Genomic DNA, 21,858 nt, shown 5'->3' on the forward strand with positions numbered 1-21,858 from the left:
GGGTGAGGTCAGTAAAGGCGGCATGGCGTTCCGTCAGCTTCAAAAACTTCTGCGCCCGTCCTCCCGCGTTCTCATAAGCGGATAGCTGCTCTTGGAGTATGGAAAGCTCCGTTTTCAATGCGTAGTATTCTTCTGAATACTTCTGCGACATTTGCTCGTAGCGGTCTTGCGGGATAGTGCCGAGGGCGTTGTCCTCATAGAGCTTGTTCAGCACCTTGTCGATCTGTTCAAGGCGCGCCGTGATTTGTGGGATACGCTTCTGCTGCTTTTTGGTCTGGTCGGTCTGCTGCATGGCAAGGTTCTTTTTCACTAAGGCTTCAAACTCCGCCCGGTTGCTGATAGAATAGTCCTCGATTTTCTTCAGCACTTCCGCGACGGTCTGCATGAGCAAGTCCGCGTCAATGATGTGCGGGGAATGGCATTTGGGGTTTTTGGCTTTTCCCTTGTGGTACTCGCTGCAATAGGCAACGTGCCGCTTGCCGCCGTTTCTGTAATCTATGCGGATGTGCATTTTTGCGCCGCAATCCTTACAGAAAAGCAAGCCCGACAAAGGGTGGATTTCCCCGTCCCCGTTGGGGCGTCTGACGGGCGCGTTTTCCAAAATCCGCTGTGCGGTTTCAAAGTCGGCGCGGTCAATAATCGGCTCATGCACATTTTCGGTTATCTGCCATTGGCTCCGGTCTACATAGTGGTTCCGCTTGTCCCGGAAATGCTTTGTAGTCTTGAAGTTGACTACATCGCCGCAATACTCCTGCCGTGTAAGGATATGGGTCAAAGTGGCTTTGTTCCACTTGTAACGGTTATCCTCATTGAGCGCCCTGTTTTTGCACGTTCCCCGCCCGCGCTCTTTCATGTAGAATGTGGGCGTTGGGATTTGCGCCTGCGTCAGATATACGGCGATTTGGTTGCGGTTTTTCCCGTCCAGAAACAGGCGAAAAATCAAACGGACAACTCCGGCGGCTTCCTCGTCGATTATCCAAAAATCCTTGTTGTCCGGGGATTTGACATAGCCATAGAGAGCTTCGGTGGCAATCGGCTTTCCACTCATGCCCTTCGTCTTAATGCCGGTCTTTACTTTCTTGCTGATGTCCTTTGCGTACCACTCCGACATGATGTTGATAAAGGGCGCAAACTCCAATGTGTCGGGCTTCTCGCTGTCTATCCCGTTGTTGACCGCGATAAAGCGCACATTGTTCCGTCTGAATATCTCCATAGCGTTGCCGACTTGGAGATAGTCGCGCCCCCAGCGGGTCATGTCTTTCATAATACACACGCCGATTTTACCGTTTTCTACGTCCTCTATCATGCGGGAGTAGGCGGAGCGGTCGAAAAATCTGCCGCTTTCATCGTCGTCAATGTAGTGCCGGATATTCGTCAATTTTAGCTGTCTGGCGTAGCTTTCCAAAAACTTCTTCTGGTTCTGTATGGAGTTGCTTTCGCCGCCGTCCCTGTCCTCGTCGCCTACGGAAAGGCGGGAGTAAAGGGCTGTGATTTTGTTGTAATCATTCATGTGCATATCCTCCTGTGCGTCCATGTAGAGTTCTTTACACTTAAGATTATGCACTCCAGCGGGCGCTGCCATACTCCATACCGTGCCGGTACTTCTTGGCGTTCTTGCTTTTGAGATACACGGCCAATCGCAGGCCAGCGCCGCAGCACAGCCCCACCAGCAGGTCCAAAGGGTGCAGGCTGGGCCACCAGCTGGCCAGCGCCACCGGCAGCGTGGAGAAGAACGAAAGCATTTTTGCCGAAGCGTCCGCACCCACGGCCATCCGCCATCCTTCACCGAAGTTGGTTGCGAACAGCCCCATCAGGATATAGGGCATATTCAGCAAAAGGAGCTTTTTGATGTCAAGTTGCTTTTTCATCTTCATCGTTCCAGCTCCTTCCGCTTGTTCCGGTCCACAACGGCGTGTTTCACCAGCTCTTTGAACTGGCTCAGCTTTGCCAGCACGGACGGACGCTCTGTTTTCTGCGCCTTTCTGACCTTCTTGCCGGTGTACTCGGTAAAGGCAGCGGTCAGGGCATCCGCATCGCGGCCTTTGAAAAAGATCAGGTACTTGGGCGGGGAGCTGCTGCGGTCCTTCTTCACCGCATAGTCAACGCCGTATTTCCGGGCGATCTTTTCAAACTCCTTGATGGAGGGGTCGGTGATCTCGATGTTGGAAACGCCCTGATTCTGGCCGATCAGCTGCTTCACCGTCTGTTTGCCGTGGGGAATCACGGGGGTATCCCGGCTTTTCTGCTTTTGCAGCTTCTTTTCCTTGCGGTGGGCAAGGTACTTGGTGATGGCGGCCTTAAACAGCCGCCCGGTAAACTTTGTTCCGCTGACTACCAGCGTCAAAGTCCTGTTTTCCACTTCCTCCTGCATAGGTCATCGCCTCCTTTCCACGGATTTTGCAGGGGTGGCGCTTGATACTAAGGCGGGACCACCAGCCGCCGCAGCAGGTATTTCATCATGGCAGGCTCCTTTCAACGCAGCTGATCGGAGCGGTCATAGTACAGATGTCCCTGGCGCACCTTGGCATGGCTGAGAATCTTGATGTGGCCCTTTTCCTGGTTCTCCAGGCTTTTCTGGTATCCGGCCTCCGTCAGAAACAGGCGGGTCCGTTCGCCTTTCCAGCCCACCGGCGAATCGTGGGTCAGCACATCGAAGATAATCATGTGCCGGGTGTCCTCGGCAAACCGCTCCAAATCCATGTACTCATGGCCGTGGTAGTTCTGCGCCCCGGCCTTGAGCCGCATTTCCTCCATCAGCTGGCCCACGGTCTTACGCTCAGGCATGGCGCGCACCTCCTTTCCCGCGTCCCTGGCCTTTCACAGTCAGGATACCGTCCAGGGTGGTAGCGGTGATCCGCAGGCGCTCAGCGGTGGCGATGTCATTCTTCACGGTCTCGTCGATGCCGTGGCCGCAGACCACCAGCACATGGGACCGGCGCAGATAGTCTCGCACCATATCCAGCCCGTCCTTGTGTTCCTGGGGAATCTCGTCCTTGAGGAAGGTGGACAAGAACAGAACCGGGCAGATGGGCGAATACCCGGCGTCGTACACCTGGCGGCAGTAGGTGGCAGCGTTCTCGGCGTTCTCATACTGGTTGTTGCTCCAGGGAGCCGTAATGTAGGCAAGAGGTCGTTTCATGGCAAAATCCTTTCTCCCGGTATTGCCGGGCAACAGAAAAGCGGCTGTTTACCAGCCGCCTGTGTTCATATCGTGATTGACTTGTACGGTGTAGTGATTGCTGATCGTGGTGGGCGCGTTGAACAGCACTGCAAGCAAATACTGTTTCATATTGCGGACCTCCGTGGTGTTTTTCTGCATACCGTCCATGACAAATCGGATATGCTCGCTATCCAGCTTCAAGAACCGGGAGCGCACGACTTCATGGGGAAAGTCGCTGCCAGCGATCCGAGTGGTTTTACGTTTGGCACAAACGGTCTCCACCATCAGCTCCACAATCTCGTCCAGGTCCTCACGGTAGGTCGAAAACTCTCTGCACAGATAGTCATACTCGATGTTCTCCAGAATCAATTCCCGATAATTTTCTATCTCTGAGACAGACATCGCATCCCTTCCTTTCCGTTCCGGCAGCTGTGCTGCCGCTGTTTCCCGGAAGGGAATGGAATCGGTACTTGCTCCATGAGTATTTTGTTTTTGAGTATTTGGTTTCTCTATATTTAATTCTGCGGGCTTTTCCGTATCCGGTTTATCCAGATACGGGTTTTCCGTATCTGGTGAAGCCGTATCTGGTACAGCCGTATCCGGCCTTGGCGTTTCTGGCTGCCTGGGCTGGGGTTTCTCATAAATCACATACTCGGTGTCGCTGATCCGGCCTTGTTGGTCCCGCAGCTGGTTCCGCACGATGTAACCGGCGGTTTCCAACTCCCGCAGCGCACTGCCGATGGCATCAACGCCCTCCTTGCAGATTTTCGCAAGTCCACGGGTAGTATAGTTCCAGTCATCAGGCAGGGATAACATCATGGAAAGAAGCCCCTTTGCCTTGAGGGATAGTTCGTGGTTCCGCAGGTGATGATTGCTCATCACGGTATAATCTTTGGTCCGTTCAATGCGAAAAACGGCCATTGACTTCACTCCTTTCTAATTTTAGGGCATGAAAAAAGCCACAATCCTTCGTGAAAAAGACTGTGGCTTTCAGCTGTTTTTGTTGTTCTGCCAGGGCCGGTAAGGACGCTTGTACTTCGGCGGATGACTGAACATCGGCTCATGCTCCGAAAACGGGAGGGTCTGCAAAACCCGGTCAATGTCGGTGGATTCCATATCATACTGGGACTGGCAACTTTCCCGGATGGCATCTTTGATGCTCTGGACAGTACACATATTCATTCCTTTCCTTTCGTAGTGATAATGAGTTTACGGGTGGCGGCGGCGCTTGTCCGGTTTGAAGTCGAGCACATGGCCCTCGATCACACGGGCATACCGCTTGATTTTGATTTCCCGACGCTTCTGGCTTACGAGGGCGGCCTGATACCCGTCCTCCGTAAGAAACAGCCGCATATCATCGCCGGGGCAGCCGTAGGAACAAGGGCGCTGAACGGAAAACTCGATCATCCAGCGGGTGCTGTCCTGAAAACGCTCTACGGCCAAGATATTGTGTCCTTTCAGCTCACGGGCTGAAATATCCCTCATAGGCGGCTCCTTTCATCGTTCCTGGTCTCTCTGGCGCTTCTTCTGCCACGCCTCCAGCAGTTTGATAATGGTTTCCTGCATCCGCTGGGGCGTATAGCTTTTGGGGAAATACTTCCGCAGGGTGTCGGAGGTGAAAGTCACTTTGTCGAGATCACTTTTCTTTTCCTCACCCATGATGACGCGCATCATATCGAGGGTCAGATGTCCCTCCTGGCTGTATTTCTTGAGTCGCTGAGCCTGGGAGAGAGAGGGGGTAGCCTGTTCGCTGTCCATCGCGTCCAGCAAATCCCGCTGTTCTTCTTTTTTGAGAAAGGACAGCTCATAAGCCGGATTGAGGGCGATTTTCTTTTCATCGACCATATCCAGCAGTTCGGGAATCAGCTCCGTCAGGCGGATATAGCGCTGCACCTGGTTCCTACTCGAACCAGCCTGCTGCGCCAACAATTCATCTGCACGCAACTTCGTCCCAAGTTGGGACGAAGTTAAGTCCCCCCGTGCGCCTTGGTGTTTCATAGCCTCCAGCTTCATCTTGTAAGCAAAGGCCCTTTCGCTGGGGAGCAGGCTTTCACGTTGTAAGTTGCTGTCCACCATGATGATAGTGGCAGCATCATCGTCCAGGTCTCGGACAATGACAGGCATGGTTTCTTTCTCGGCCAGCTCACTGGCCCGGTGCCGCCTGTGACCGGCAACCAGCTCATAGCCGCCCTCCGGGTCCGGGCGGGCGATCGCCGGAACCAGAACACCATACTGCCGAACGCTGTCGGCGGTCTCCATCATGGCCTCGTCATCCTTGACTTTGAAGGGATGCCCCTTAAATGGGTGCAGCTCAGACAGCGGAATTTCCTGTATCTTCTCCAGCTTGGCATCCTGGCGGCTTTCCTCGGTGGAAAACAAATCATCGTATGGAGCCAGCTCTACTTTTTTCGCGCTGCTTTTCAAGTTTTATCACCTCCTTGGTCAGATTCTTATAGCCCTCGGCCACCTTGCCATTAGGGTCATGGGCAAAAATGCTTTTGCCCTCGGCGCTGATCTCCTTTGCCCGGACAGAATGGGGAATCTCGGTGCCGAACACCTTGATTTTGCTGCCATAGGTCTCCCGCAGCAGGGCGGCAATCTCCTTGGCGAAGTTGGTGCGGTTGTCCACCATCGTCAGCAATATGCCGTCGATCTGGAGCTTGGGGTTGATCTGCCGCTTCACCTTGTTTACGGTCTGGAGCAGCTGTTCCAGGCCCTTGGCGGGCAGGTACTCCGCCTGAACGGGGATTATGACCCTGTTGGCGGCGGCCAGGGCGTTGACCGTGAGCATACCCAGGGATGGCTGGCAGTCAATCAGGATATGGGAATACTGTCCCTTGAGCGTGTCCAGATACTGCCGCAGGATGGTCTCTCGGCTCATGGCGTTCACCAGGGAGACCTCCATGCCGGAGAGCTGGATGTCTGCGGGCATCAGGTCAACGCCCTCCGGGTGGTGCAGGATACCCTCGCCGGGGCGCAGCGGCTCGTCCATCAGGATACGGCCCATCGCGTCGGACAGGGTAAAGGGCAGCTTGTCCGGCTGGGGGTGGCCCAGGCTGATGGTCAGGCTGCCTTGCGGGTCCCCGTCGATCAGCAGCACTTTCTTTCCGGCCTGCGCCAGCCCAATCCCCAGGTTCGCGCAGGTGGTTGTCTTGCCAACGCCGCCTTTCTGGTTGGCGATGGCGATGATTTGCGTGTTCAATGACTTCACCTCATTTCTGAATTGTTCTATGGCTTCTGGAAATAGAAAAAGCCGCCACTTCAAAAATTGAAAGTGACGGCCTTTTCTTATCCCGGAATGAAATTCCCCGGAAACGCAAAAAGCGCCCAGTAGAAAATACTGAGCGCTTGGCGATTAGATTTATTCTCTTTTGTTCAAATTAGGTCAAATTCAGACAAACCGTTTTCACGAAAAAGGTCTCTTGGAGATGTATAAATAAACATCCCCTTGGCATCCCAAAATCGCGTCTCGGTTGTCCTATTTTTTAACCCATAAGCCCTCTTTTTGGGGTGGTTGTCCACCATTTAACCCATAGAAAACGGGTTAAAAGAGGCTTCGTTCTGTCAAATTGCGTCAAACCATTTGAAAAGGAAAAACCCCGGAAACCGCGTAGTTCCGGGGTTTTTGACCACTTTTGATAAAGTTTAGCGCTTGCTGAACTGCGGAGCGCGACGGGCAGCCTTGAGGCCGTACTTCTTTCTTTCTTTCATACGAGGGTCTCTTGTCAGGAAGCCAGCTTTTTTCAGAGCGGGTCTGAAATCGCCGTCAGCCTGCAACAGAGCTCTGGAGATGCCGTGTCTGATAGCACCTGCCTGACCTGTGAAGCCACCGCCGTGTACGTTCACCAGAACGTCGAATTTCGCTGTTGTTGCTGTCAGTTCCAGGGGCTGACGAACAATAACTTTCAGTGTTTCCAGACCGAAATATTCATCAATGTCTCTTTTGTTGATTGTGATTTTGCCGTTACCGGGTACCAGGTAAACTCTAGCTACAGAAGATTTTCTTCTGCCTGTGCCGTAATATCTAGCTGCTGCCATGATGCTTTCCTCCTTCGATTAAAATTTCAGTTCCAGTACTTCAGGTTTCTGCGCTGCATGGGGATGTTCTGCGCCAGCATATACATGCAGTTTGCCGAACATTTTTCTGCCCAGAGCGTTTTTAGGAAGCATACCTTTTACAGCATGTTCGATTACTCTTTCAGGGTGTGTTTCCAGCATTTTGTCCAGTCTTACTGTTTTCAGACCACCGATGTAGCCTGTGTGGTGGTGATACAGTTTCTGTGTCAGTTTTTTACCTGTCACAGCTACCTTTTCTGCGTTGATAACGATTACATAGTCGCCCATGTCAACGTTGGGTGCATACTGGGGTTTGTTTTTACCTCTTAAGATGTTTGCGATTTCGGAAGCCAGACGGCCCAGTGTCAGGTCTGTTGCGTCAACAACGTACCATTTTTTTGTTACATCTGCTTCTTTCGCAATGTAAGTAGTTCTCATGGTTCTTTTACCTCCCTTATCATATTTTCCTTTGACTCTTTGACTTTACGAACGATACGGGAATACCGCCGTAATCTCCATTATGTGGCTTTCCACATAACTTATTGAGTCCCACCTTGAGAAACATATATTCAAAGCGTGAAACACGCTTCAAAATCAAAATAACAGCTTTATTATTATAATACCTGAAAATGCCGCTGTCAAGGGCTTTCTAAGGCAAATCGTAATAAATTTCCCGTAAAGTCAGGCCCTGCGGCTCTGCGGTCTGTCCTGCCTGTCTGCGGTCTTTGCCGGCGATGATTTCTGCCACCTTTTCTGCCGGAATTTTTCCCTGTCCCACGGCAATGAGGGTACCAGCCAGAATCCGTACCATATTATACAAAAAGCCATCCCCAGTGACCAAAATGCGGATATGCGGGCCTTCCTGTTCCACATGGCAGTCAAAAATGGTACGAACCGTTGTGGAAACAGAACTGCCTGCGGCACAGAATGCCGCAAAATCATGAGTTCCCACAAAAGCCTTTGCCCCTTCGTTCATTTTTTCCAAATCCAGCGGACTATATACAAATGTGCTGTAAAGCCGCTCCTTGGGGTTTTTGTATGGACTCTGATAGATATGATATTCGTAAGTTTTTTTGACGCAGTCGTACCGAGGATGGAAATCCCCCGGCACTTCCCTTGCCGCTGTCACCACAATATCCTCCGGCAAAAAGGGACGGATTGCCAGCGGAATTTTTTCCGGCGGAATGGTGGTTTCTACATCAATGACCGCCCTTTGTCCCAGTGCGTGAACGCCTCTGTCTGTACGACTGGCACCGATGCATTCCAGCTCTGGATTGCGAAAGAGTGTCCGCAGGGCTTTTTCTACTTCGCCTTCCACCGTCAGCACTTCCGGCGATTTCTGTTTCTGCCACCCACTGTAACGGGTGCCATCATATGCGATTGTCAATAAGATTCTCATGGGTTTTGTTTCCCCTTTCTCTTTTTCCAATACCATGCCAAAAGCCCCACCACCACCGTCATGCCATAACAGCAGACTGCCCGCAGCAAAAGCCCTTTGGCAGGACCCACACCAAAGCGGTTCAAAAAGGCATCCTGCACATAATACAGGAAAATACCATGGTACAAATACAAATAAAAACTCATGCGGTCAATGCCCTGAACAACTTTCCACGCCATCACACGGTCTGCAACCTTTTTCCCAATCCAGAACAAAAATAAAATAGCACAGAACACATAAAGGGTATGGACATCCTCCAGAAAAGATACCCGGAAAAAACCACGGTTATTGGCGTTACTCAAAAGCCCGTCAGCCAGCACAAAAACCACAAAGCCTGTCAGCAGTACGCCCTGATTTTTCCGAATGCCTTCCAGAAATCTGTCGTAATATTTCCCGGCGTAACAGCCCAATACCCAATAAGCCAAATAAGACGTAAACACACGGTCATTATAGATAAATTCCGTTCCGGGAGAAAGAATCCCAATCATGGCAGGCAATCCTCCGTGGAACAGGCGCATAAGCATCACAGACGCCAACGCCGCTACCCAAAAATCTACTTTTTCCGTCATTTTCCGCCACAAGGGCATCAGGAGATAAAACTGGAAAATGATGATGATAAAGTAAAACGGTGCAATCATATTCCCCAGAAGCAAAGATTCTCCCAGAAATCCCGCATCAAAGGTATAATACCCCAAATCAATGAGTCCCAAATAGGAAATGATAACGGCAATGACATAAGGCACCCCGATTTTCCGTATTCTGCCCCAAAGAAAAGAGCCATAGGAAAAAGCACCTTCCTTTCGGAAATATTTCAGGGCAGACAGGAAAATAAATCCCTGCACCACAAAGGCAGACAACCGCCAAGGCACATATACTCCAAAAAAGGAGATATTTTCCTTAGGCAGTCCCGTTACCGCCACAGAACAAATATGAATCCACATGACCAACAGGCAAAGCACCACATTGACAAATGAAATTTCCCGATTTCGCATGTTTTCCCCTCCCGAAAACAAAAGGCGTTGACTTCATAAAAAAATAGCCGAAATCCTTAGAACAAAAGGGCTTCCGGCTATCTTCTTTTTACTTAAATGATATAAGGAATGTTTTTTGAATGGAAACCAACTTTTGCCAACACCCTTTTTCTCAAATCATAAATGGCAGATAATTCCCTGCAATGCGCAGTGCCACCACAAACACCAGATACACCGCTGTCATCACAACCGCCCGATAATCCCGGCTTTCCATGTGCATGACGTTCATGCGTGTTCTGTGTTCATCCCCATGGTAACATCTGGCTTCCATAGCCATGGCAAGTTCTTCTGCCCGGCGGAACGCGGAAATGAACAGAGGTACCAGAATGGGAATCATGCTCTTTGCTTTCTGCATCAGGTTCCCTGTGTCGAAATCTGCCCCTCTTGCCTGCTGTGCTTTGATGATCTTGTCTGTTTCATCCAGCAGTGTGGGAATGAAACGCAGTGCAATGGTCATCATCATCGCGATTTCATGGGCAGGCACACCGATGCGTTTCAAAGGACGCAGGATGTACTCAATGCCGTCTGTGAGCTGGATGGGTGTTGTGGTCAGTGTCAGTACAGAGGAACCCACAATGAGCAGTACCAGACGCACACACATTTTCACAGCCATGTAAATGCCTTCCCATGTGAGATGCAGGAAGCCAAATTCCCAAATCACCTGTTCCCCTTGGGTCAAAAAGAGGTTGATGACCGCCGTAAAGAGAATGATGATGACAATGCTTTTCAAGCCTTTCAGCATAAATTTCAAAGGCACTTTGGATACTTTGATCACTGCGCCCAAAATGGCTGTTACGCAGACATACCCAATAAAGGTATTGACTACAAACAGCGAAATGATAAACAAAAATGTTACGACAATTTTGACTCTGGCATCCAGCCGATGAATCGGCGATTCTGCCGGATAATATTGTCCGATGGTTATATCCCGAATCATGATTTCACCTGCTTTACCAGTTTTAATAATACTTCTTTTGCTTCCTTGACGGTATATACGTCTGTGGGCACATCATAGCCCCGTTTTTTCAGCTCTGCGAACACATAGCTTACCTGAGGCGCAGCCAGACCCATTTGTTCCAGTTCTTCCACATGGGAGAAAATTTCCTTGGGTGTACCCTGCATAGCCGCTTTGCCGCGATGCATTACAATGATGCGATCCACCAGTTTTGCCACGTCCTCCATGCTGTGGCTTACCAGAATAACGGTAATGCCCCGTTTGTCATGAAGGTCTTTGATTGCCTGCAGGATTTCGTCACGACCTCTAGGGTCCAGACCCGCAGTCGGCTCGTCCAGAATGAGAACTTCAGGATTCATAGCAAGTACCCCTGCGATGGCTACACGGCGTTTCTGACCGCCGGAAAGCTCAAAGGGAGACTTTTCGTAAATCTCCTCGGAAATGCCAACGGTTTCCAGCGCGGAAACCACATTGTGATGGATTTCTTCTTCTGTCAGCTTCAGGTTTGTAGGACCAAAAGCTACATCTTTATATACTGTCATTTCAAAAAGCTGGTATTCGGGATACTGGAAGGCCAGACCAATACGGCGGCGCACTTCCTTCAGCTTTGTTTTGTCTTTATGAATGTTTTCCCCGTCCAGCAGAATTTCCCCAGATGTGGGAGAAATGATGCCGTTAAGATGCTGGATCAATGTGGATTTGCCGGAGCCTGTATGACCGATGAGACCAATGAACTCCCCTTTCTGGATTTCCAGTGTCACATCATCCAGCGCAACTTTTTCGAATGCCGTACCGGGATTGTAAACATGGGTCAAGTGGTTGATTTTAATTGACATATCGCACCTACCATTTCTTCAATCGTTAATATATCCGCAGGCAGTTCAACGCCTTCCTTTCGCAGCAAATAAGCCACTTCTGTCACCTGCGGCACGTCCAGACCGTATTTCTGCAAAGTTTCCACCTGTGAGAAAATCTCTTTGGGTGTACCCTGCATTACCAGATCCCCGTCGTCAATGACAAAGACCTTGTCTGCCCGTACGGCTTCATCCATATAATGGGTAATCAGAATCATGGTGATTCCTTCTTCCCGATTCAGTCGTTCGATGGTTTCCATGACATCTCTGCGTCCCACAGGGTCCAACATGGCTGTAGGCTCGTCCAGTACGATGCACTTGGGCTTCATAGCCAACACCCCAGCAATGGCAATCCGCTGTTTCTGACCGCCAGAAAGCTTAGAAGGGGTATGAGTAGCATATTCACTCATGCGTACCGTCGCCAAAGCTTCATCCACGCGTTTGCGGATTTCCTTTGGCTCCACACCCATATTTTCGGGGCCGAAAGCAATGTCTTCTTCTACCACCGTTGCTACCAGCTGGTTATCGGGATTCTGGAATACCATCCCCGCTGTCTGGCGGATTTCCCAAACCAGTTCGTCATTTTTTGTATCCATATCATCCACCCATAGGGTACCGCCAGTGGGCTGCACCAAGGCGTTAATATGTTTCGCAAAGGTAGATTTGCCAGAGCCGTTATGTCCCAGTACTGCCACAAAATCACCTTTGTTGATTTCGATGTTTACATTTTTCAAGGCCGCAACCTTTTCTTCTTTTGTGCCATGATCCGTTTCCAAAACCCTTACATATTCGTAAGTCAGATCTTTGGCCTTTACCATTTTCATCGCTTCTTTGTTCACCTTTTTCCTCCGTGAAAATCATATTTTTCACACTTAAAGTCTATGGTAAAAAATACTCACAGCTATCAATAAGATACCTTTTTTCCGCCAAAAAGTCAAGAAAAAACGGCGTTTCGCCTTTTCTTTCTATGCTTTACAGAGATGTGACAAACGGACATTTGTCTTAAAAAATTCTTCTGTTTTCTGAGATATTCCTGTAACACAAGTGCAAACAAGCTGTAACGGTAACTTTACCTTCCTGTAACCTACGATTGCACTTTCTGTGGTATGATAACAACATGAAAAGAAAAAATTCGACAAAGGAGGTTTTCCAGTATGAACATGAAAAAATTAATGATTGCAGCAGCCGTAGTATTCTCCCTGTCTTTTGCCACAGGTATGACATATTCTTTCCAGGCATCCAACGCATTGGAAAACGCTCCTGTAGCAGAAACAACCGCCACAGAAGAACCCGTGGCACTGGTTTCTGCAAGCACATCCATTCGCTAAATAACATTCATTGTATATCTCCTAACCTAATAAAAAAGTCGGAATCTATGCAGATTTCGGCTTTTTTATGTTGTCAGAAATCCATGCTTTGGCATAAAAAAAGACATACACAGAGCAACTTTCCCTTAAGAAAACATTGGTTTTCCTTCATTTCTTAAGGGAAAGTGCGACAGCTGTCTTCAGAAGAAAATATACCAAATAAAATCCCAGTAAAAAAATAAGCTGGAACCCTTTCTCAAGGATTCCAGCTATATTTCTTTTTCTTATGAAGCAGCACGGAATGTGTCTGCCTGAATTCATAAAAATTAAACCAGTTCGATGATAACTTCCATCGCACCGTCGCCTTTACGAGCGCCCAGTTTCACAATTCTTGTGTAACCGCCGTTACGACCAGCGTATTTGGGAGCGATTTCGTCGAACATTTTTGCAGCCATGTCAACTTTTTTGCTGTTCTTTCTGATTTTTTTGCCATCAGCAGGAACTTCTGTAACAGGGTACAGGTAAGCCAGCATCTGACGTCTAGCTGCCAGTCTGGAAGGTTTATCCTTCTTAACTGTTTTCTTAACTTCGTCATAAACAGTTACTTTTTTGCCGTTTACAACTTCTTTCACTCTTTTGCCGTTAGCGTCTTTTTTCGCTACTTTTGCTGTTACTTCAACTTCTTCGAAGTTTTCTCTTTCTTTCACAGCCAGAGTGATCAGTTTTTCAGCGATTCTTCTTACTTCTTTCGCTCTTGTTTCTGTTGTTTTGATTTTACCGTGGTACAACAGGTTTGTAACCTGGTTTCTCAGCAGAGCTTTTCTCTGAGGAGTTGTTTTACCCAGTTTTCTATATCCGGATGCATGCATTGTTGAATCCTCCTTGTTCTCACCTGCAAAACTTACCCCGACCCCACTGCTTCTTCGGGCTTACGTGTGTCGTAATTTCGCAGTAAATAATAGTAGCCGATTATTCGTCGCTGGGTCTGAGTGCCAGTCCCAGTTCCGCCATTTTGTTCAGTACTTCTTCCAGGGACTTGCGGCCCAGGTTTCTTACCTTCATCATTTCTTCTTCTGTCTTGTTTGCCAGGTCTTCCACGGTGTTGATACCTGCACGTTTCAGGCAGTTATAAGAACGCACGGACAGATCCAGTTCTTCAATGCTCATTTCCAGAACTTTTTCTTTCTTGCCTTCTTCTTTTTCAACCATGATGGAAGCATCTTTCGCATTGTCAGAAAGATCGATGAACAGGTTCAAATGCTCATTCAGAATCTTTGCACCGTAGCTAACTGCATCGTCGGGCGCAATGGTTCCGTTTGTCCAGACTTCCAGAGAGAGTTTGTCATAGTCAGTGATCTGACCAACACGAGTATTTTCAACCAGGAAGTTTACTCTTGTAACAGGTGTGAAAATACTGTCTACCGGAAGCATGCCGATTGGCTGATCGTCTTTTTTGTTCTTGTCGGCACCAACATAGCCGCGGCCTTTCTGAATGGTGATTTCCATATACAGTTTGCTGCCAGGGCCACCGGAAAGTGTCGCAATGTGATGGTCAGGGTTCAGGATTTCGATGTCGCTGTCTGCTTTGATGTCAGAGCCTTTGACTTCGCCTTCGCCTTCCATGTCAATGTACGCAATTTTCGGTTCGTTGCCTTCGCTGGTGTTTTTGATTGCCAGCCCTTTCAGATTCAGGATGATTTCTGTCACGTCTTCTTTTACGCCAGGAATCACGCTAAATTCATGAAGTACGCCGTCAATTTTTACGTTGCTGACTGCTGCGCCAGGCAGGGAAGAAAGCAGGATTCTTCTCAGGGAGTTGCCCAGAGTTGTGCCATAGCCTCTTTCCAGAGGTTCTACCACAAATTTGCCATAAGTTCCGTCCGGTGCCATCTCAGCAATTTCAATGCGAGGTTTCTCAAATTCAAACACTCATTCAAACCTCCCTTTTTTATGATAGATGGCCGCAAGGAAAAATGCCTTGCGGCTTTAGAATTGACTTCACTGCACAATCGAGATTGATTATTTGGAGTACAGTTCGACGATCAGTGTTTCTTCAACGGGAACATCGATCTGTGCTCTTGTGGGTTTCGCAACTACGGTGCCGCTCAGTGCATCGTGGTTAGCTGTCAGCCATTCGGGTACCAGTCTGCCGTCTGTTACAGCCAGAACGTCTTTGTATCTCTGAATGGTTTTGTATTTTTCTTTTACTTCAACAACGTCGCCAACTTTCACCTGGTAAGAAGGGATATCTACAGGTTTGCCGTTAACTGTAACGTGTTTGTGACGAACGATCTGTCTAGCTTCTTTTCTTGTTCTGCCGTAACCCAGACGGAACATAACGTTGTCCAGTCTCATTTCCAGCAGCATCAGAAGGTTTTCACCAGGGATACCTTCTTTTTTAGCGATTTTTTCAGCCTGTGCATAGTAGCTACGGAACTGTTTTTCCAGTACGCCGTAGATGAATTTCGCTTTCTGCTTTTCTCTCATCTGCAGACCGTATTCGCTCATTTTTCTGTTTGCTCTCAAGTTCTGTTTTTTGGATTTTTTATCAATACCCAGGTAGATGGGATCCAGATTCAGGGATCTGCATCTTTTCAATACTGGTACTCTATCTCTAGCCATTATTCTTACACCTCCTGAAAATTATACTCTTCTGCGTTTTGGTGGTCTGCAACCATTGTGAGGAACGGGTGTAACGTCTCTGATCAGTGTTACATCCAGACCTGCAGCCTGCAGAGCGCGGATTGCAGCTTCACGTCCGCTACCGGGACCTTTAACGAAAACTTCGATTGTTTTCAGACCGTAGTCGGAAGCAGCTTTCGCAGCTGTGTCTGCTGCCATCTGTGCAGCATAAGGAGTAGATTTTCTGGAGCCTCTGAAGCCCAGCTGACCTGCGGATGCCCAGGACAGAGCATTACCTACTGCGTCAGTGATTGTAACGATTGTATTGTTAAAAGTAGACTGGATATGAGCCTGACCACGTTCTACTTTTCTTTTGTCACGGCGTCTGCGAGTTGTAGCTTTTTTCACAGTTTTCTTAGCCATTTCTTCAAACCTCCTTCATGAAATCAATTATTTCTTCTTGTTCGCAACAGTCTTTCTAGGACCTTTTCTTGTTCTTGCGTTTGTTTTTGTTTTCTGACCTCTTACAGGCAGGCCTTTTCTATGACGAATGCCTCTGTAGCAGCCGATTTCAATCAGTCGTTTGATGTTCAGAGCGATTTCTCTTCTCAGGTCACCTTCTACAGTCTGAGTTCTGTCGATGACGTCACGGATTCTAGCAACTTCTTCATCAGTCAGATCTCTAACTCTTGTATCCAGGTCTACGCCTGCTTCTTTCAGAATACGAACAGCACTGGAATGGCCAATGCCATAAACGTATGTCAAACCAACTTCAACGCGTTTTTCTCTTGGTAAGTCTACACCAGCAATACGTGCCATGTATATCTTGCACCTCCTATGATAATTCCTCTATCTATAACAAAAAAAGTTCAAAATAATATTCGCATAAATATGTTGTAAGCGTTGGGCATTACAAACGAGAAGAACAGCCGTCAGTCTGCCTGCTGCTCCCGCTATTAACTGTATGCTCCTTCGTCTTACCTTGACGGATTTACCAACGGCTTCCGAGGACGTTTACCCCCGTAAAGCCATAACGAAATCATCAGCCTTGTTTCTGTTTATGCTTGGGATTTTCACAAATGACCATTACACGACCTTTTCTTTTGATGATTCTGCATTTTTCACACATGGGTTTTACAGATGGTCTTACTTTCATTGTGATCGCTCCTTCCTTATTTCGCTCTCCAAATGATTCTGCCCTTTGTCAGGTCATAAGGAGACATTTCCACTAACACTTTGTCACCGGGCAAAATACGGATGAAATTCATACGCAGCTTGCCGGAGATATGCGCCAAAATCTGATGGCCGTTTTCCAGTTCCACCTGAAACATGGCGTTCGGTAATTTTTCCAGCACGGTTCCTTCTACTTCAATAACGTCATTTTTTGACAAGACCAAGAACCTCCTTAAATTATGTTTCCGCCAACTTCTTGTACTTTTTGATGGCCTTTGCGATATCCGCATCCAGGACGTAAGCCCCTTCGGCCAGTTTATCGGCCAAAACCGTGTCCACATATCCGGTTGGCTGCACGTGGATCATCTTCTTGCGTTTTGGCTTTTCAATCTTGCGGCGTTTGCCGTCTGCCAGATAGACATAAGCCCCTTCCACAAAAAGCACCATCAACGTATCGCCCTTGTCGTGGCCGCTTTTGGAATAAACCACTTGCCCGCTCTGATATTCCATCGTTCTCACCTCATTACATTCGTGGGATAACGTAAGGATTTTGACTTTTCAGCCGCCATCAAAACGGTATCATTTCTATTTCGTGGAGTCTTGCTCCACCGAAGCCGCTCTTTAGCTGCTCCCCAAAAATTTTCACATTGACTTAAGCAACGCGTTCCCTTCTTGCTCAGGCGTCCAGACCAGCGATGATCGCTTTTGTGATCTCGTCGATGGGCATGGTGCCGTCTACTTCAAAGAGAATACCTTCTTTTTCATAAAAGCCTACCAGAGGTTCGCTCTGTTCGTGGAATGTCTGGATACGTTTTTTACCAGCTTCCACTGTGTCGTCTTTACGCTGCGTCAATTTTTCGCCGCATACATCACAGATACCCTCAACTTTGGAAGGAAGGAACATTTTGTTATATGTTGCACCGCATTTAGGACAAGTCTGTCTTGCTGTCAATCTTTCCAGCATCACTTCGTCAGGTGCGTTGATATAAACAACTTTATCCAGTTTTACCATTTCTTCCAGTTTTTCCGCCTGTACGACTGTACGAGGGAAACCATCCAGAATGAAACCTTTTGCGCAGTCGTCTTTTTTGATTCTTTCCTGAACGATCGCGATGATCAGTTCATCAGAAACCAAACCGCCTGCTGCCATAATGGATTTCGCCTGATTACCAAGCTCTGTTCCTTTTGCCACTTCTTCTCTGAGCATATCGCCTGTAGAAATATGAGCGATGCCGTAATGTTTCACCAGTCTTGCTGCCTGTGTGCCTTTGCCGGCTGCAGGCGCACCAATGAGTACCAATTTCATATACGAATCAACCTCTTTTCTTTATAGGCCTTCTCTCTGTTTTTCTCCCCAAGTAACAACCGGCGGGAAATGCATGCTGCATTCCCCAGGCGGCTGCTATTATTCGCTCAAAAATCCTTTATAGTGACGCATCAGCAACTGGCTTTCCAGTGCTTTTACGATATCCAGTGTAACGCCAACCACGATGATCAGTGTCGTACCACCGAAGCCAACATTCACTTTGAAGATCCACTGCAGCGCAACAGGCACCATAGCCAGGATTGCGTAGCAGATTGCGCCAACCAGTGTGATTCTGCTTACCACTCTGGTGATATAAGCGCTGGTGGGCTGACCAGGTCTGATACCAGGGATGAAGCCACCGTTCTTCTTCATGTTCATCGCGATTTCATTGGGGTTGATCACGATGGATGTGTAGAAATATGTGAAGAAGATAATCAATAATACATACAGACACGCACCGATGGGGTGTGTCATATTCAGAACTTCGATCACCTTTGTGAAAACTTCACCCTTGTTGGGGATAAAGTTACCAATCTGCTGCGGGAACTGCAGCAAAGAGATTGCAAAGATGATGGAGATAACGCCGGAAGTATTTACCTTGATCGGCATTGTTGTGCTTCTGCCGCTGGCCTGTTTTCTGCCAACCATTTTGGAAGAGTACTGCACGGGCAGTCTTCTTTCACCACGGTTTACGCAAACGATGAATGCCAGAACGATGAGCAGAATCACCAGAATTGCAGCAACCTTTACCGCACCCATTGCACCGGAACCGCTGATCATGTAGTACAGACTAGCCGCACCCATAGGCAGACCGGAAACGATGTTGATAAAGATTACCATGGAAGAACCATTGCCAATCCCTTTTGCTGTAATCTGTTCTGCCAGCCACATTACAAATGTGGAACCGCAAACCAGAGTTACAACAGAAGCAACATAGTACAGCATATTTGCTTCCACATACATGTTCTGATAGGTATATGTTAACCCAATACCCTGTATGAGCGCAAGTATTACTGTTAAATATCTGCTATAAGACTGCAATTTTTTTCTGCCTTCGGGACCTTCTTTTGAAAGCTGTTCAAATTTGGGAATCGCGATGGTCAACAGCTGCATGATAATGGAAGCATTGATATAAGGACCAATACCCATTGCAAAGATTGACCAGCTGGAGTTGGCGCCGCCAGCAATCATGCTGTACAGTGTGCCTACCCCTGCGGATTCTCTTGCCGCAACCACACTTGCTGCGTCAATACCGGGCAGAGCAATTTGTGTACCGATTCTGATGATTGCGAAAATCATCAGCGTATACAGAATTTTGTTTCTAATTTCTTTCGTCTTCCAAGAATTTACGAAAATCTTAAACAATTAGATCACCTCTGCTTTGCCGCCGGCTGCTTCGATTTTTTCCTGAGCTGTTTTGCTGTAGAAGTTTACTTTCACGGTCAGCTTTCTTTCCAGATCGCCTTCGCCAAGAATCTTCACGCCATCTCTAGGATTACTGATCAAACCTACGGCTTTCAAAGCATCGATATCTACTACTGCGTCGTTTTCAAATACATTCAGCATGGAAACGTTGATAGCAACGATTTCTTTGCTGTTTCTGCATGTGAAGCCTCTTTTAGGGAGTCTTCTGTACAAAGGCATCTGACCGCCTTCGAAGCCGCACTTGCCGCCGGAACCGGAACGCTGACCCTGACCTTTGTGACCTCTGCCTGCTGTCTTACCGTTGCCGGTTGCATGACCTCTGCCTCTTCTCCAATTTTTTTCTCTGGAGCCTTCAGCAGGTCTCAATTCGCATAAGTTCATTATGGCACCTCCTAAAATTAAACTTCTTCAACTTTTACAAGGTGGCTAATCTGATGAATCATGCCTCTGATAGCCGCGTTGTCCTGTTGAATCACGCTGCTGTTTGTCTTTCTCAGACCCAGCGCCTGTACTGTTTTTTTATGTTTCGGAATTGCTCCGATTGTAGATTTCACCAATGTGATTTTAATTTCAGCCACTGTCAATTCCTCCTTAACCCAAGAGTTCTTCTACAGTAATGCCACGCAGTTTTGCTACTGCTTCAGGTGTTGTCGCTCTGGACAGACCTTCGATTGTAGCGCTTACTACGTTACGTTTGTTGTTGGAACCCAGGGATTTTGTTCTGATGTTGCGGATACCTGCCAATTCCAATACGGCACGAGCAGGGCCACCAGCGATGATACCGGTACCTTCTGCAGCAGGCATCAGCAGAACGCTTGCGCTGCCGTATGTGCCTGTAACGCCGTGGAAGATGCTGTCTACATCATTTCTGTTTACTTCGATGATGTTTTTCATAGCGTCTTCTTTCCCTTTGCGGATAGCATCGGGGATTTCAGCAGCTTTACCAACGCCGCAGCCTACATGACCGTTGCCGTCGCCAACAACAACCAGTGCGGAGAATCTCATGGTACGACCGCCTTTAACAACTTTTGTTACGCGGTTGATGGTAACTACTTTATCTTTCAGATCTAAAGTGCTTGGATCGATTCTTTTCAACTTGCTTTCCTCCTTGCCTTAGAATGTCAAACCGGCTTCTCTTGCTGCTTCCGCCAGGGCTTTGATTTTGCCGTGGTAAATGAAACCGCCACGGTCGAATACAACTTCTGTGATACCTTTTTCTACTGCTTTTTTCGCAATAGCTTCGCCAACAGCTGCTGCAGCTGCTACAGTATCAGTATGTTCCAGTGTGCTAGCGATTTCAGATTCCATTGTGGAAGCTGCTACCAGTGTATGATGTGCAACGTCGTCGATGATCTGTGCATACATGTGTTTGTTAGATCTGAACACTGCCAGTCTGGGTCTCATTGCTGTACCCTTCACATGGTTGCGGATTCTGTAATGTCTTTTCTTACGAGCCGCTGCACGAGATGGCTTGTTAATCATAGTATTTTCACTCCGTTTCTTTCAAATCAGTCACTTTCCGATATAAACAATCACGCTGCGTGCGTCAGATTATTTCTTACCGGTCTTACCAACTTTACGTCTAATATATTCGTCAGAGTATTTAATACCTTTGCCTTTATAGGGTTCGGGGGGACGTTTTGTTCTGATTTCAGCAGCAAACTGTCCAACTTTTTCTTTATCAATACCCTTAACAATGATTTTGTTTGTGCCTTCTACGATGGATTCGATACCTTCGGGATCTTCCATTTCTACAGGGTGAGAGTAACCCAGTGTCAGGGTCAGTTTCTTACCGGATTTTGCAGCTCTGTAACCAACACCGTTGATTTCCAGTGTTTTTTCATAACCCTGAGTAACACCAACGATCATGTTGAAGATCAGAGTTCTTGTCAGGCCGTGTAATGCTTTATTTCTTTTCAGGTCGTTGGGTCTTGTTACCACAATCTGACCATCTTCCATTGCGATATGCATGTCTGCGGATAATTTTCTTTCCAGTGTGCCTTTGGGGCCTTTCACTGTCAGCAGGTTATCTTCACCGATTTTAACTTCAACACCGGCAGGTACTGCTACGGGCAATTTACCGATTCTAGACATGGTCTGCACCTCCTAATACTTGTCGATTTATATTACCAAACGAAAGCAACAACTTCGCCGCCAACGCCTGCTTTTCTTGCTTCTTTATCTGTCATCAAGCCGTGGCTTGTGGAAATGATGGCAATTCCCAGACCGCCCAGAACTTTAGGCAGTTCGTCTTTGCCTGCGAAAACTCTCAGACCGGGTTTGGAAATTCTTTTCAGGCCTGTGATAACTTTTTCGTTTTTATCTGCACCATATTTCAGGCTGATACGCAGTGTGGATTTGATACCATCTTCGATTACTTCGTAACCTTTTACGTAACCTTCTTTAGTTAAAATGTCCGCAATTGCTTTCTTCATCTTGGAAGAAGGAACATCTACTGTATCGTGTTTCGCAATATTACCGTTTCTGATTCTAGTGAGCATATCTGCGATAGGGTCGCTCATGGACATTGT

At 47.8% G+C, this 21,858-nt stretch carries 33 protein-coding genes and 1 pseudogene; 1 reads left to right on the plus strand and 33 read right to left on the minus strand.

Annotated features, from left to right (window positions below; genetic code table 11):
* The 17 genes and pseudogenes from BUB35_RS09925 to BUB35_RS10005 all read right to left on the minus strand — a co-directional run.
* Nucleotides 1–1,510: recombinase family protein (locus BUB35_RS09925; RefSeq protein ID WP_330391153.1), on the minus strand; the 1,510-nt coding region annotated here is incomplete at its 3' end.
* A 55-nt stretch (nucleotides 1,511–1,565) separates the two neighbouring features.
* Nucleotides 1,566–1,868: pseudogene (locus BUB35_RS09930) on the minus strand (VirD4-like conjugal transfer protein, CD1115 family); the annotation flags it as partial.
* Between the two features lie 2 nt (nucleotides 1,869–1,870).
* Nucleotides 1,871–2,371 (minus strand): PcfB family protein, encoded by a 501-nt coding sequence (locus BUB35_RS09935; protein ID WP_002576352.1) that lies wholly within the window; start codon nucleotides 2,369–2,371, stop codon nucleotides 1,871–1,873.
* 101 nt (nucleotides 2,372–2,472) lie between these two features.
* Nucleotides 2,473–2,784 carry a DUF5720 family protein gene (locus BUB35_RS09940; protein WP_002576353.1) on the minus strand — a complete coding sequence of 104 codons (312 nt, stop codon included), beginning with the start codon at nucleotides 2,782–2,784 and terminating at the stop codon, nucleotides 2,473–2,475.
* A complete protein-coding gene (locus tag BUB35_RS09945; RefSeq protein ID WP_002578791.1) occupies nucleotides 2,777–3,139 on the minus strand; it encodes a DUF7768 domain-containing protein in 363 nt (120 codons plus the stop codon). Before BUB35_RS09945 ends, BUB35_RS09940 begins: the two co-directional genes overlap by 8 nt.
* Before the next feature lie 48 nt (nucleotides 3,140–3,187).
* The gene (locus tag BUB35_RS09950; RefSeq protein ID WP_002576355.1) at nucleotides 3,188–4,081 is read right to left on the minus strand and encodes a DUF6017 domain-containing protein; all 894 of its coding nucleotides are present in this window, start codon (nucleotides 4,079–4,081) and stop codon (nucleotides 3,188–3,190) included.
* Nucleotides 4,082–4,150: 69 nt separating this feature from the next.
* On the minus strand, nucleotides 4,151–4,336 hold the full coding sequence (locus BUB35_RS09955; protein ID WP_038270780.1) for a hypothetical protein: 186 nt from the start codon (nucleotides 4,334–4,336) through the stop codon (nucleotides 4,151–4,153).
* Nucleotides 4,337–4,369: 33 nt separating this feature from the next.
* On the minus strand, nucleotides 4,370–4,645 hold the full coding sequence (locus BUB35_RS09960) for a DUF5720 family protein (protein WP_002576357.1): 276 nt from the start codon (nucleotides 4,643–4,645) through the stop codon (nucleotides 4,370–4,372).
* Nucleotides 4,646–4,657: 12 nt separating this feature from the next.
* A complete protein-coding gene (locus BUB35_RS09965) occupies nucleotides 4,658–5,584 on the minus strand; it encodes a ParB/RepB/Spo0J family partition protein (RefSeq protein WP_002576358.1) in 927 nt (308 codons plus the stop codon).
* Nucleotides 5,541–6,362 (minus strand): ParA family protein, encoded by an 822-nt coding sequence (locus BUB35_RS09970; RefSeq protein WP_002576359.1) that lies wholly within the window; start codon nucleotides 6,360–6,362, stop codon nucleotides 5,541–5,543. The genes BUB35_RS09965 and BUB35_RS09970 overlap by 44 nt, the downstream gene beginning before the upstream one ends.
* Nucleotides 6,363–6,805: 443 nt before the next feature.
* Nucleotides 6,806–7,198 (minus strand): 30S ribosomal protein S9, encoded by a 393-nt coding sequence (rpsI, locus tag BUB35_RS09975; protein WP_022253540.1) that lies wholly within the window; start codon nucleotides 7,196–7,198, stop codon nucleotides 6,806–6,808.
* Between the two features lie 18 nt (nucleotides 7,199–7,216).
* Nucleotides 7,217–7,654, minus strand: coding sequence for a 50S ribosomal protein L13 (gene rplM, locus BUB35_RS09980; RefSeq protein WP_072851363.1), 438 nt, complete (start codon nucleotides 7,652–7,654; stop codon nucleotides 7,217–7,219).
* Between the two features lie 211 nt (nucleotides 7,655–7,865).
* Nucleotides 7,866–8,615, minus strand: coding sequence for a tRNA pseudouridine(38-40) synthase TruA (truA, locus tag BUB35_RS09985; RefSeq protein WP_072851396.1), 750 nt, complete (start codon nucleotides 8,613–8,615; stop codon nucleotides 7,866–7,868).
* Nucleotides 8,612–9,646: an acyltransferase family protein gene (locus BUB35_RS09990; RefSeq protein WP_072851365.1), complete on the minus strand. Its 1,035-nt coding sequence runs from the start codon at nucleotides 9,644–9,646 to the stop codon at nucleotides 8,612–8,614. Before BUB35_RS09990 ends, truA begins: the two co-directional genes overlap by 4 nt.
* A gap of 151 nt (nucleotides 9,647–9,797) precedes the next feature.
* Complete coding sequence (locus BUB35_RS09995; protein ID WP_072851367.1) at nucleotides 9,798–10,622, minus strand: energy-coupling factor transporter transmembrane component T family protein; 825 nt, start codon at nucleotides 10,620–10,622, stop codon at nucleotides 9,798–9,800.
* Nucleotides 10,619–11,476: an energy-coupling factor transporter ATPase gene (locus BUB35_RS10000; protein ID WP_072851369.1), complete on the minus strand. Its 858-nt coding sequence runs from the start codon at nucleotides 11,474–11,476 to the stop codon at nucleotides 10,619–10,621. Before BUB35_RS10000 ends, BUB35_RS09995 begins: the two co-directional genes overlap by 4 nt.
* Complete coding sequence (locus tag BUB35_RS10005; protein ID WP_072851398.1) at nucleotides 11,452–12,318, minus strand: energy-coupling factor transporter ATPase; 867 nt, start codon at nucleotides 12,316–12,318, stop codon at nucleotides 11,452–11,454. The genes BUB35_RS10000 and BUB35_RS10005 overlap by 25 nt, the downstream gene beginning before the upstream one ends.
* Nucleotides 12,319–12,648: 330 nt before the next feature.
* Between BUB35_RS10005 and BUB35_RS19055 the strand changes: the two genes are divergently transcribed.
* Nucleotides 12,649–12,822 carry a hypothetical protein gene (locus BUB35_RS19055; protein WP_159432883.1) on the plus strand — a complete coding sequence of 58 codons (174 nt, stop codon included), beginning with the start codon at nucleotides 12,649–12,651 and terminating at the stop codon, nucleotides 12,820–12,822.
* Between the two features lie 305 nt (nucleotides 12,823–13,127).
* On the opposite strand, the gene BUB35_RS10010 is transcribed toward BUB35_RS19055, so the two are convergent.
* The 16 genes from BUB35_RS10010 to rpsH all read right to left on the minus strand — a co-directional run bounded on the left by BUB35_RS10010 (nucleotide 13,128) and on the right by rpsH (nucleotide 21,855).
* The gene (locus BUB35_RS10010) at nucleotides 13,128–13,670 is read right to left on the minus strand and encodes a bL17 family ribosomal protein (RefSeq protein ID WP_022253549.1); all 543 of its coding nucleotides are present in this window, start codon (nucleotides 13,668–13,670) and stop codon (nucleotides 13,128–13,130) included.
* A 100-nt stretch (nucleotides 13,671–13,770) separates the two neighbouring features.
* Nucleotides 13,771–14,730, minus strand: a complete 960-nt coding sequence (locus BUB35_RS10015; RefSeq protein WP_022365058.1) for a DNA-directed RNA polymerase subunit alpha — start codon at nucleotides 14,728–14,730, stop codon at nucleotides 13,771–13,773.
* A gap of 90 nt (nucleotides 14,731–14,820) precedes the next feature.
* On the minus strand, nucleotides 14,821–15,423 hold the full coding sequence (gene rpsD / locus BUB35_RS10020; RefSeq protein ID WP_072851371.1) for a 30S ribosomal protein S4: 603 nt from the start codon (nucleotides 15,421–15,423) through the stop codon (nucleotides 14,821–14,823).
* Nucleotides 15,424–15,444: 21 nt separating this feature from the next.
* Entirely contained in the window at nucleotides 15,445–15,846 is a 402-nt protein-coding gene (rpsK, locus tag BUB35_RS10025) for a 30S ribosomal protein S11 (RefSeq protein ID WP_022253552.1), read from the minus strand.
* A 27-nt stretch (nucleotides 15,847–15,873) separates the two neighbouring features.
* On the minus strand, nucleotides 15,874–16,242 hold the full coding sequence (rpsM, locus tag BUB35_RS10030; protein WP_072851373.1) for a 30S ribosomal protein S13: 369 nt from the start codon (nucleotides 16,240–16,242) through the stop codon (nucleotides 15,874–15,876).
* Between the two features lie 223 nt (nucleotides 16,243–16,465).
* Complete coding sequence (gene rpmJ / locus BUB35_RS10035; RefSeq protein ID WP_004034721.1) at nucleotides 16,466–16,579, minus strand: 50S ribosomal protein L36; 114 nt, start codon at nucleotides 16,577–16,579, stop codon at nucleotides 16,466–16,468.
* 16 nt (nucleotides 16,580–16,595) lie between these two features.
* Entirely contained in the window at nucleotides 16,596–16,814 is a 219-nt protein-coding gene (gene infA, locus BUB35_RS10040; protein WP_022253554.1) for a translation initiation factor IF-1, read from the minus strand.
* 19 nt (nucleotides 16,815–16,833) lie between these two features.
* Nucleotides 16,834–17,106: a KOW domain-containing RNA-binding protein gene (locus BUB35_RS10045; protein ID WP_022253555.1), complete on the minus strand. Its 273-nt coding sequence runs from the start codon at nucleotides 17,104–17,106 to the stop codon at nucleotides 16,834–16,836.
* Nucleotides 17,107–17,272: 166 nt separating this feature from the next.
* The gene (locus BUB35_RS10050; protein ID WP_072851375.1) at nucleotides 17,273–17,902 is read right to left on the minus strand and encodes an adenylate kinase; all 630 of its coding nucleotides are present in this window, start codon (nucleotides 17,900–17,902) and stop codon (nucleotides 17,273–17,275) included.
* A 99-nt stretch (nucleotides 17,903–18,001) separates the two neighbouring features.
* The gene (gene secY, locus BUB35_RS10055; protein ID WP_072851377.1) at nucleotides 18,002–19,267 is read right to left on the minus strand and encodes a preprotein translocase subunit SecY; all 1,266 of its coding nucleotides are present in this window, start codon (nucleotides 19,265–19,267) and stop codon (nucleotides 18,002–18,004) included.
* Nucleotides 19,268–19,708 carry a 50S ribosomal protein L15 gene (rplO, locus tag BUB35_RS10060; RefSeq protein WP_054330382.1) on the minus strand — a complete coding sequence of 147 codons (441 nt, stop codon included), beginning with the start codon at nucleotides 19,706–19,708 and terminating at the stop codon, nucleotides 19,268–19,270.
* Between the two features lie 17 nt (nucleotides 19,709–19,725).
* Nucleotides 19,726–19,905, minus strand: coding sequence for a 50S ribosomal protein L30 (gene rpmD, locus BUB35_RS10065; protein ID WP_022253559.1), 180 nt, complete (start codon nucleotides 19,903–19,905; stop codon nucleotides 19,726–19,728).
* A gap of 13 nt (nucleotides 19,906–19,918) precedes the next feature.
* Nucleotides 19,919–20,422 carry a 30S ribosomal protein S5 gene (gene rpsE, locus BUB35_RS10070; protein ID WP_022253560.1) on the minus strand — a complete coding sequence of 168 codons (504 nt, stop codon included), beginning with the start codon at nucleotides 20,420–20,422 and terminating at the stop codon, nucleotides 19,919–19,921.
* A gap of 18 nt (nucleotides 20,423–20,440) precedes the next feature.
* Nucleotides 20,441–20,809: a 50S ribosomal protein L18 gene (rplR, locus tag BUB35_RS10075; protein ID WP_022253561.1), complete on the minus strand. Its 369-nt coding sequence runs from the start codon at nucleotides 20,807–20,809 to the stop codon at nucleotides 20,441–20,443.
* Between the two features lie 69 nt (nucleotides 20,810–20,878).
* Nucleotides 20,879–21,421 carry a 50S ribosomal protein L6 gene (gene rplF / locus BUB35_RS10080; protein ID WP_072851379.1) on the minus strand — a complete coding sequence of 181 codons (543 nt, stop codon included), beginning with the start codon at nucleotides 21,419–21,421 and terminating at the stop codon, nucleotides 20,879–20,881.
* A gap of 32 nt (nucleotides 21,422–21,453) precedes the next feature.
* Entirely contained in the window at nucleotides 21,454–21,855 is a 402-nt protein-coding gene (gene rpsH / locus BUB35_RS10085) for a 30S ribosomal protein S8 (RefSeq protein ID WP_072851381.1), read from the minus strand.
* Nucleotides 21,856–21,858: the final 3 nt, after the last annotated feature.

The sequence above is a fragment of the Anaerotignum lactatifermentans DSM 14214 genome (assembly GCF_900142265.1).
GTDB lineage: Bacteria > Bacillota > Clostridia > Lachnospirales > Anaerotignaceae > Anaerotignum > Anaerotignum lactatifermentans.

Excerpts from the sequence above, each read along its gene's own strand:
- BUB35_RS09935 (WP_002576352.1), bottom strand. The coding sequence starts at position 2,371 with ATGCAGGAGGAAGTGGAAAACAGGACTTTGACGCTGGTAGTCAGCGGA.
- BUB35_RS09940 (WP_002576353.1), bottom strand. The coding sequence starts at position 2,784 with ATGCCTGAGCGTAAGACCGTGGGCCAGCTGATGGAGGAAATGCGGCTC.
- BUB35_RS09945 (WP_002578791.1), bottom strand. The coding sequence starts at position 3,139 with ATGAAACGACCTCTTGCCTACATTACGGCTCCCTGGAGCAACAACCAG.
- BUB35_RS09950 (WP_002576355.1), bottom strand. The coding sequence starts at position 4,081 with ATGGCCGTTTTTCGCATTGAACGGACCAAAGATTATACCGTGATGAGC.
- BUB35_RS09955 (WP_038270780.1), bottom strand. The coding sequence starts at position 4,336 with ATGTGTACTGTCCAGAGCATCAAAGATGCCATCCGGGAAAGTTGCCAG.
- BUB35_RS09960 (WP_002576357.1), bottom strand. The coding sequence starts at position 4,645 with ATGAGGGATATTTCAGCCCGTGAGCTGAAAGGACACAATATCTTGGCC.
- rpsI (WP_022253540.1), bottom strand. The coding sequence starts at position 7,198 with ATGGCAGCAGCTAGATATTACGGCACAGGCAGAAGAAAATCTTCTGTA.
- rplM (WP_072851363.1), bottom strand. The coding sequence starts at position 7,654 with ATGAGAACTACTTACATTGCGAAAGAAGCAGATGTAACAAAAAAATGG.
- truA (WP_072851396.1), bottom strand. The coding sequence starts at position 8,615 with ATGAGAATCTTATTGACAATCGCATATGATGGCACCCGTTACAGTGGG.
- BUB35_RS09990 (WP_072851365.1), bottom strand. The coding sequence starts at position 9,646 with ATGCGAAATCGGGAAATTTCATTTGTCAATGTGGTGCTTTGCCTGTTG.
- BUB35_RS09995 (WP_072851367.1), bottom strand. The coding sequence starts at position 10,622 with ATGATTCGGGATATAACCATCGGACAATATTATCCGGCAGAATCGCCG.
- BUB35_RS10000 (WP_072851369.1), bottom strand. The coding sequence starts at position 11,476 with ATGTCAATTAAAATCAACCACTTGACCCATGTTTACAATCCCGGTACG.
- BUB35_RS10005 (WP_072851398.1), bottom strand. The coding sequence starts at position 12,318 with ATGAAAATGGTAAAGGCCAAAGATCTGACTTACGAATATGTAAGGGTT.
- BUB35_RS19055 (WP_159432883.1), top strand. The coding sequence starts at position 12,649 with ATGAACATGAAAAAATTAATGATTGCAGCAGCCGTAGTATTCTCCCTG.
- BUB35_RS10010 (WP_022253549.1), bottom strand. The coding sequence starts at position 13,670 with ATGCATGCATCCGGATATAGAAAACTGGGTAAAACAACTCCTCAGAGA.
- rpsD (WP_072851371.1), bottom strand. The coding sequence starts at position 15,423 with ATGGCTAGAGATAGAGTACCAGTATTGAAAAGATGCAGATCCCTGAAT.
- rpsK (WP_022253552.1), bottom strand. The coding sequence starts at position 15,846 with ATGGCTAAGAAAACTGTGAAAAAAGCTACAACTCGCAGACGCCGTGAC.
- rpsM (WP_072851373.1), bottom strand. The coding sequence starts at position 16,242 with ATGGCACGTATTGCTGGTGTAGACTTACCAAGAGAAAAACGCGTTGAA.
- rpmJ (WP_004034721.1), bottom strand. The coding sequence starts at position 16,579 with ATGAAAGTAAGACCATCTGTAAAACCCATGTGTGAAAAATGCAGAATC.
- BUB35_RS10045 (WP_022253555.1), bottom strand. The coding sequence starts at position 17,106 with ATGGAATATCAGAGCGGGCAAGTGGTTTATTCCAAAAGCGGCCACGAC.
- BUB35_RS10050 (WP_072851375.1), bottom strand. The coding sequence starts at position 17,902 with ATGAAATTGGTACTCATTGGTGCGCCTGCAGCCGGCAAAGGCACACAG.
- rplO (WP_054330382.1), bottom strand. The coding sequence starts at position 19,708 with ATGAACTTATGCGAATTGAGACCTGCTGAAGGCTCCAGAGAAAAAAAT.
- rplR (WP_022253561.1), bottom strand. The coding sequence starts at position 20,809 with ATGATTAACAAGCCATCTCGTGCAGCGGCTCGTAAGAAAAGACATTAC.
- rplF (WP_072851379.1), bottom strand. The coding sequence starts at position 21,421 with ATGTCTAGAATCGGTAAATTGCCCGTAGCAGTACCTGCCGGTGTTGAA.
- rpsH (WP_072851381.1), bottom strand. The coding sequence starts at position 21,855 with ATGTCCATGAGCGACCCTATCGCAGATATGCTCACTAGAATCAGAAAC.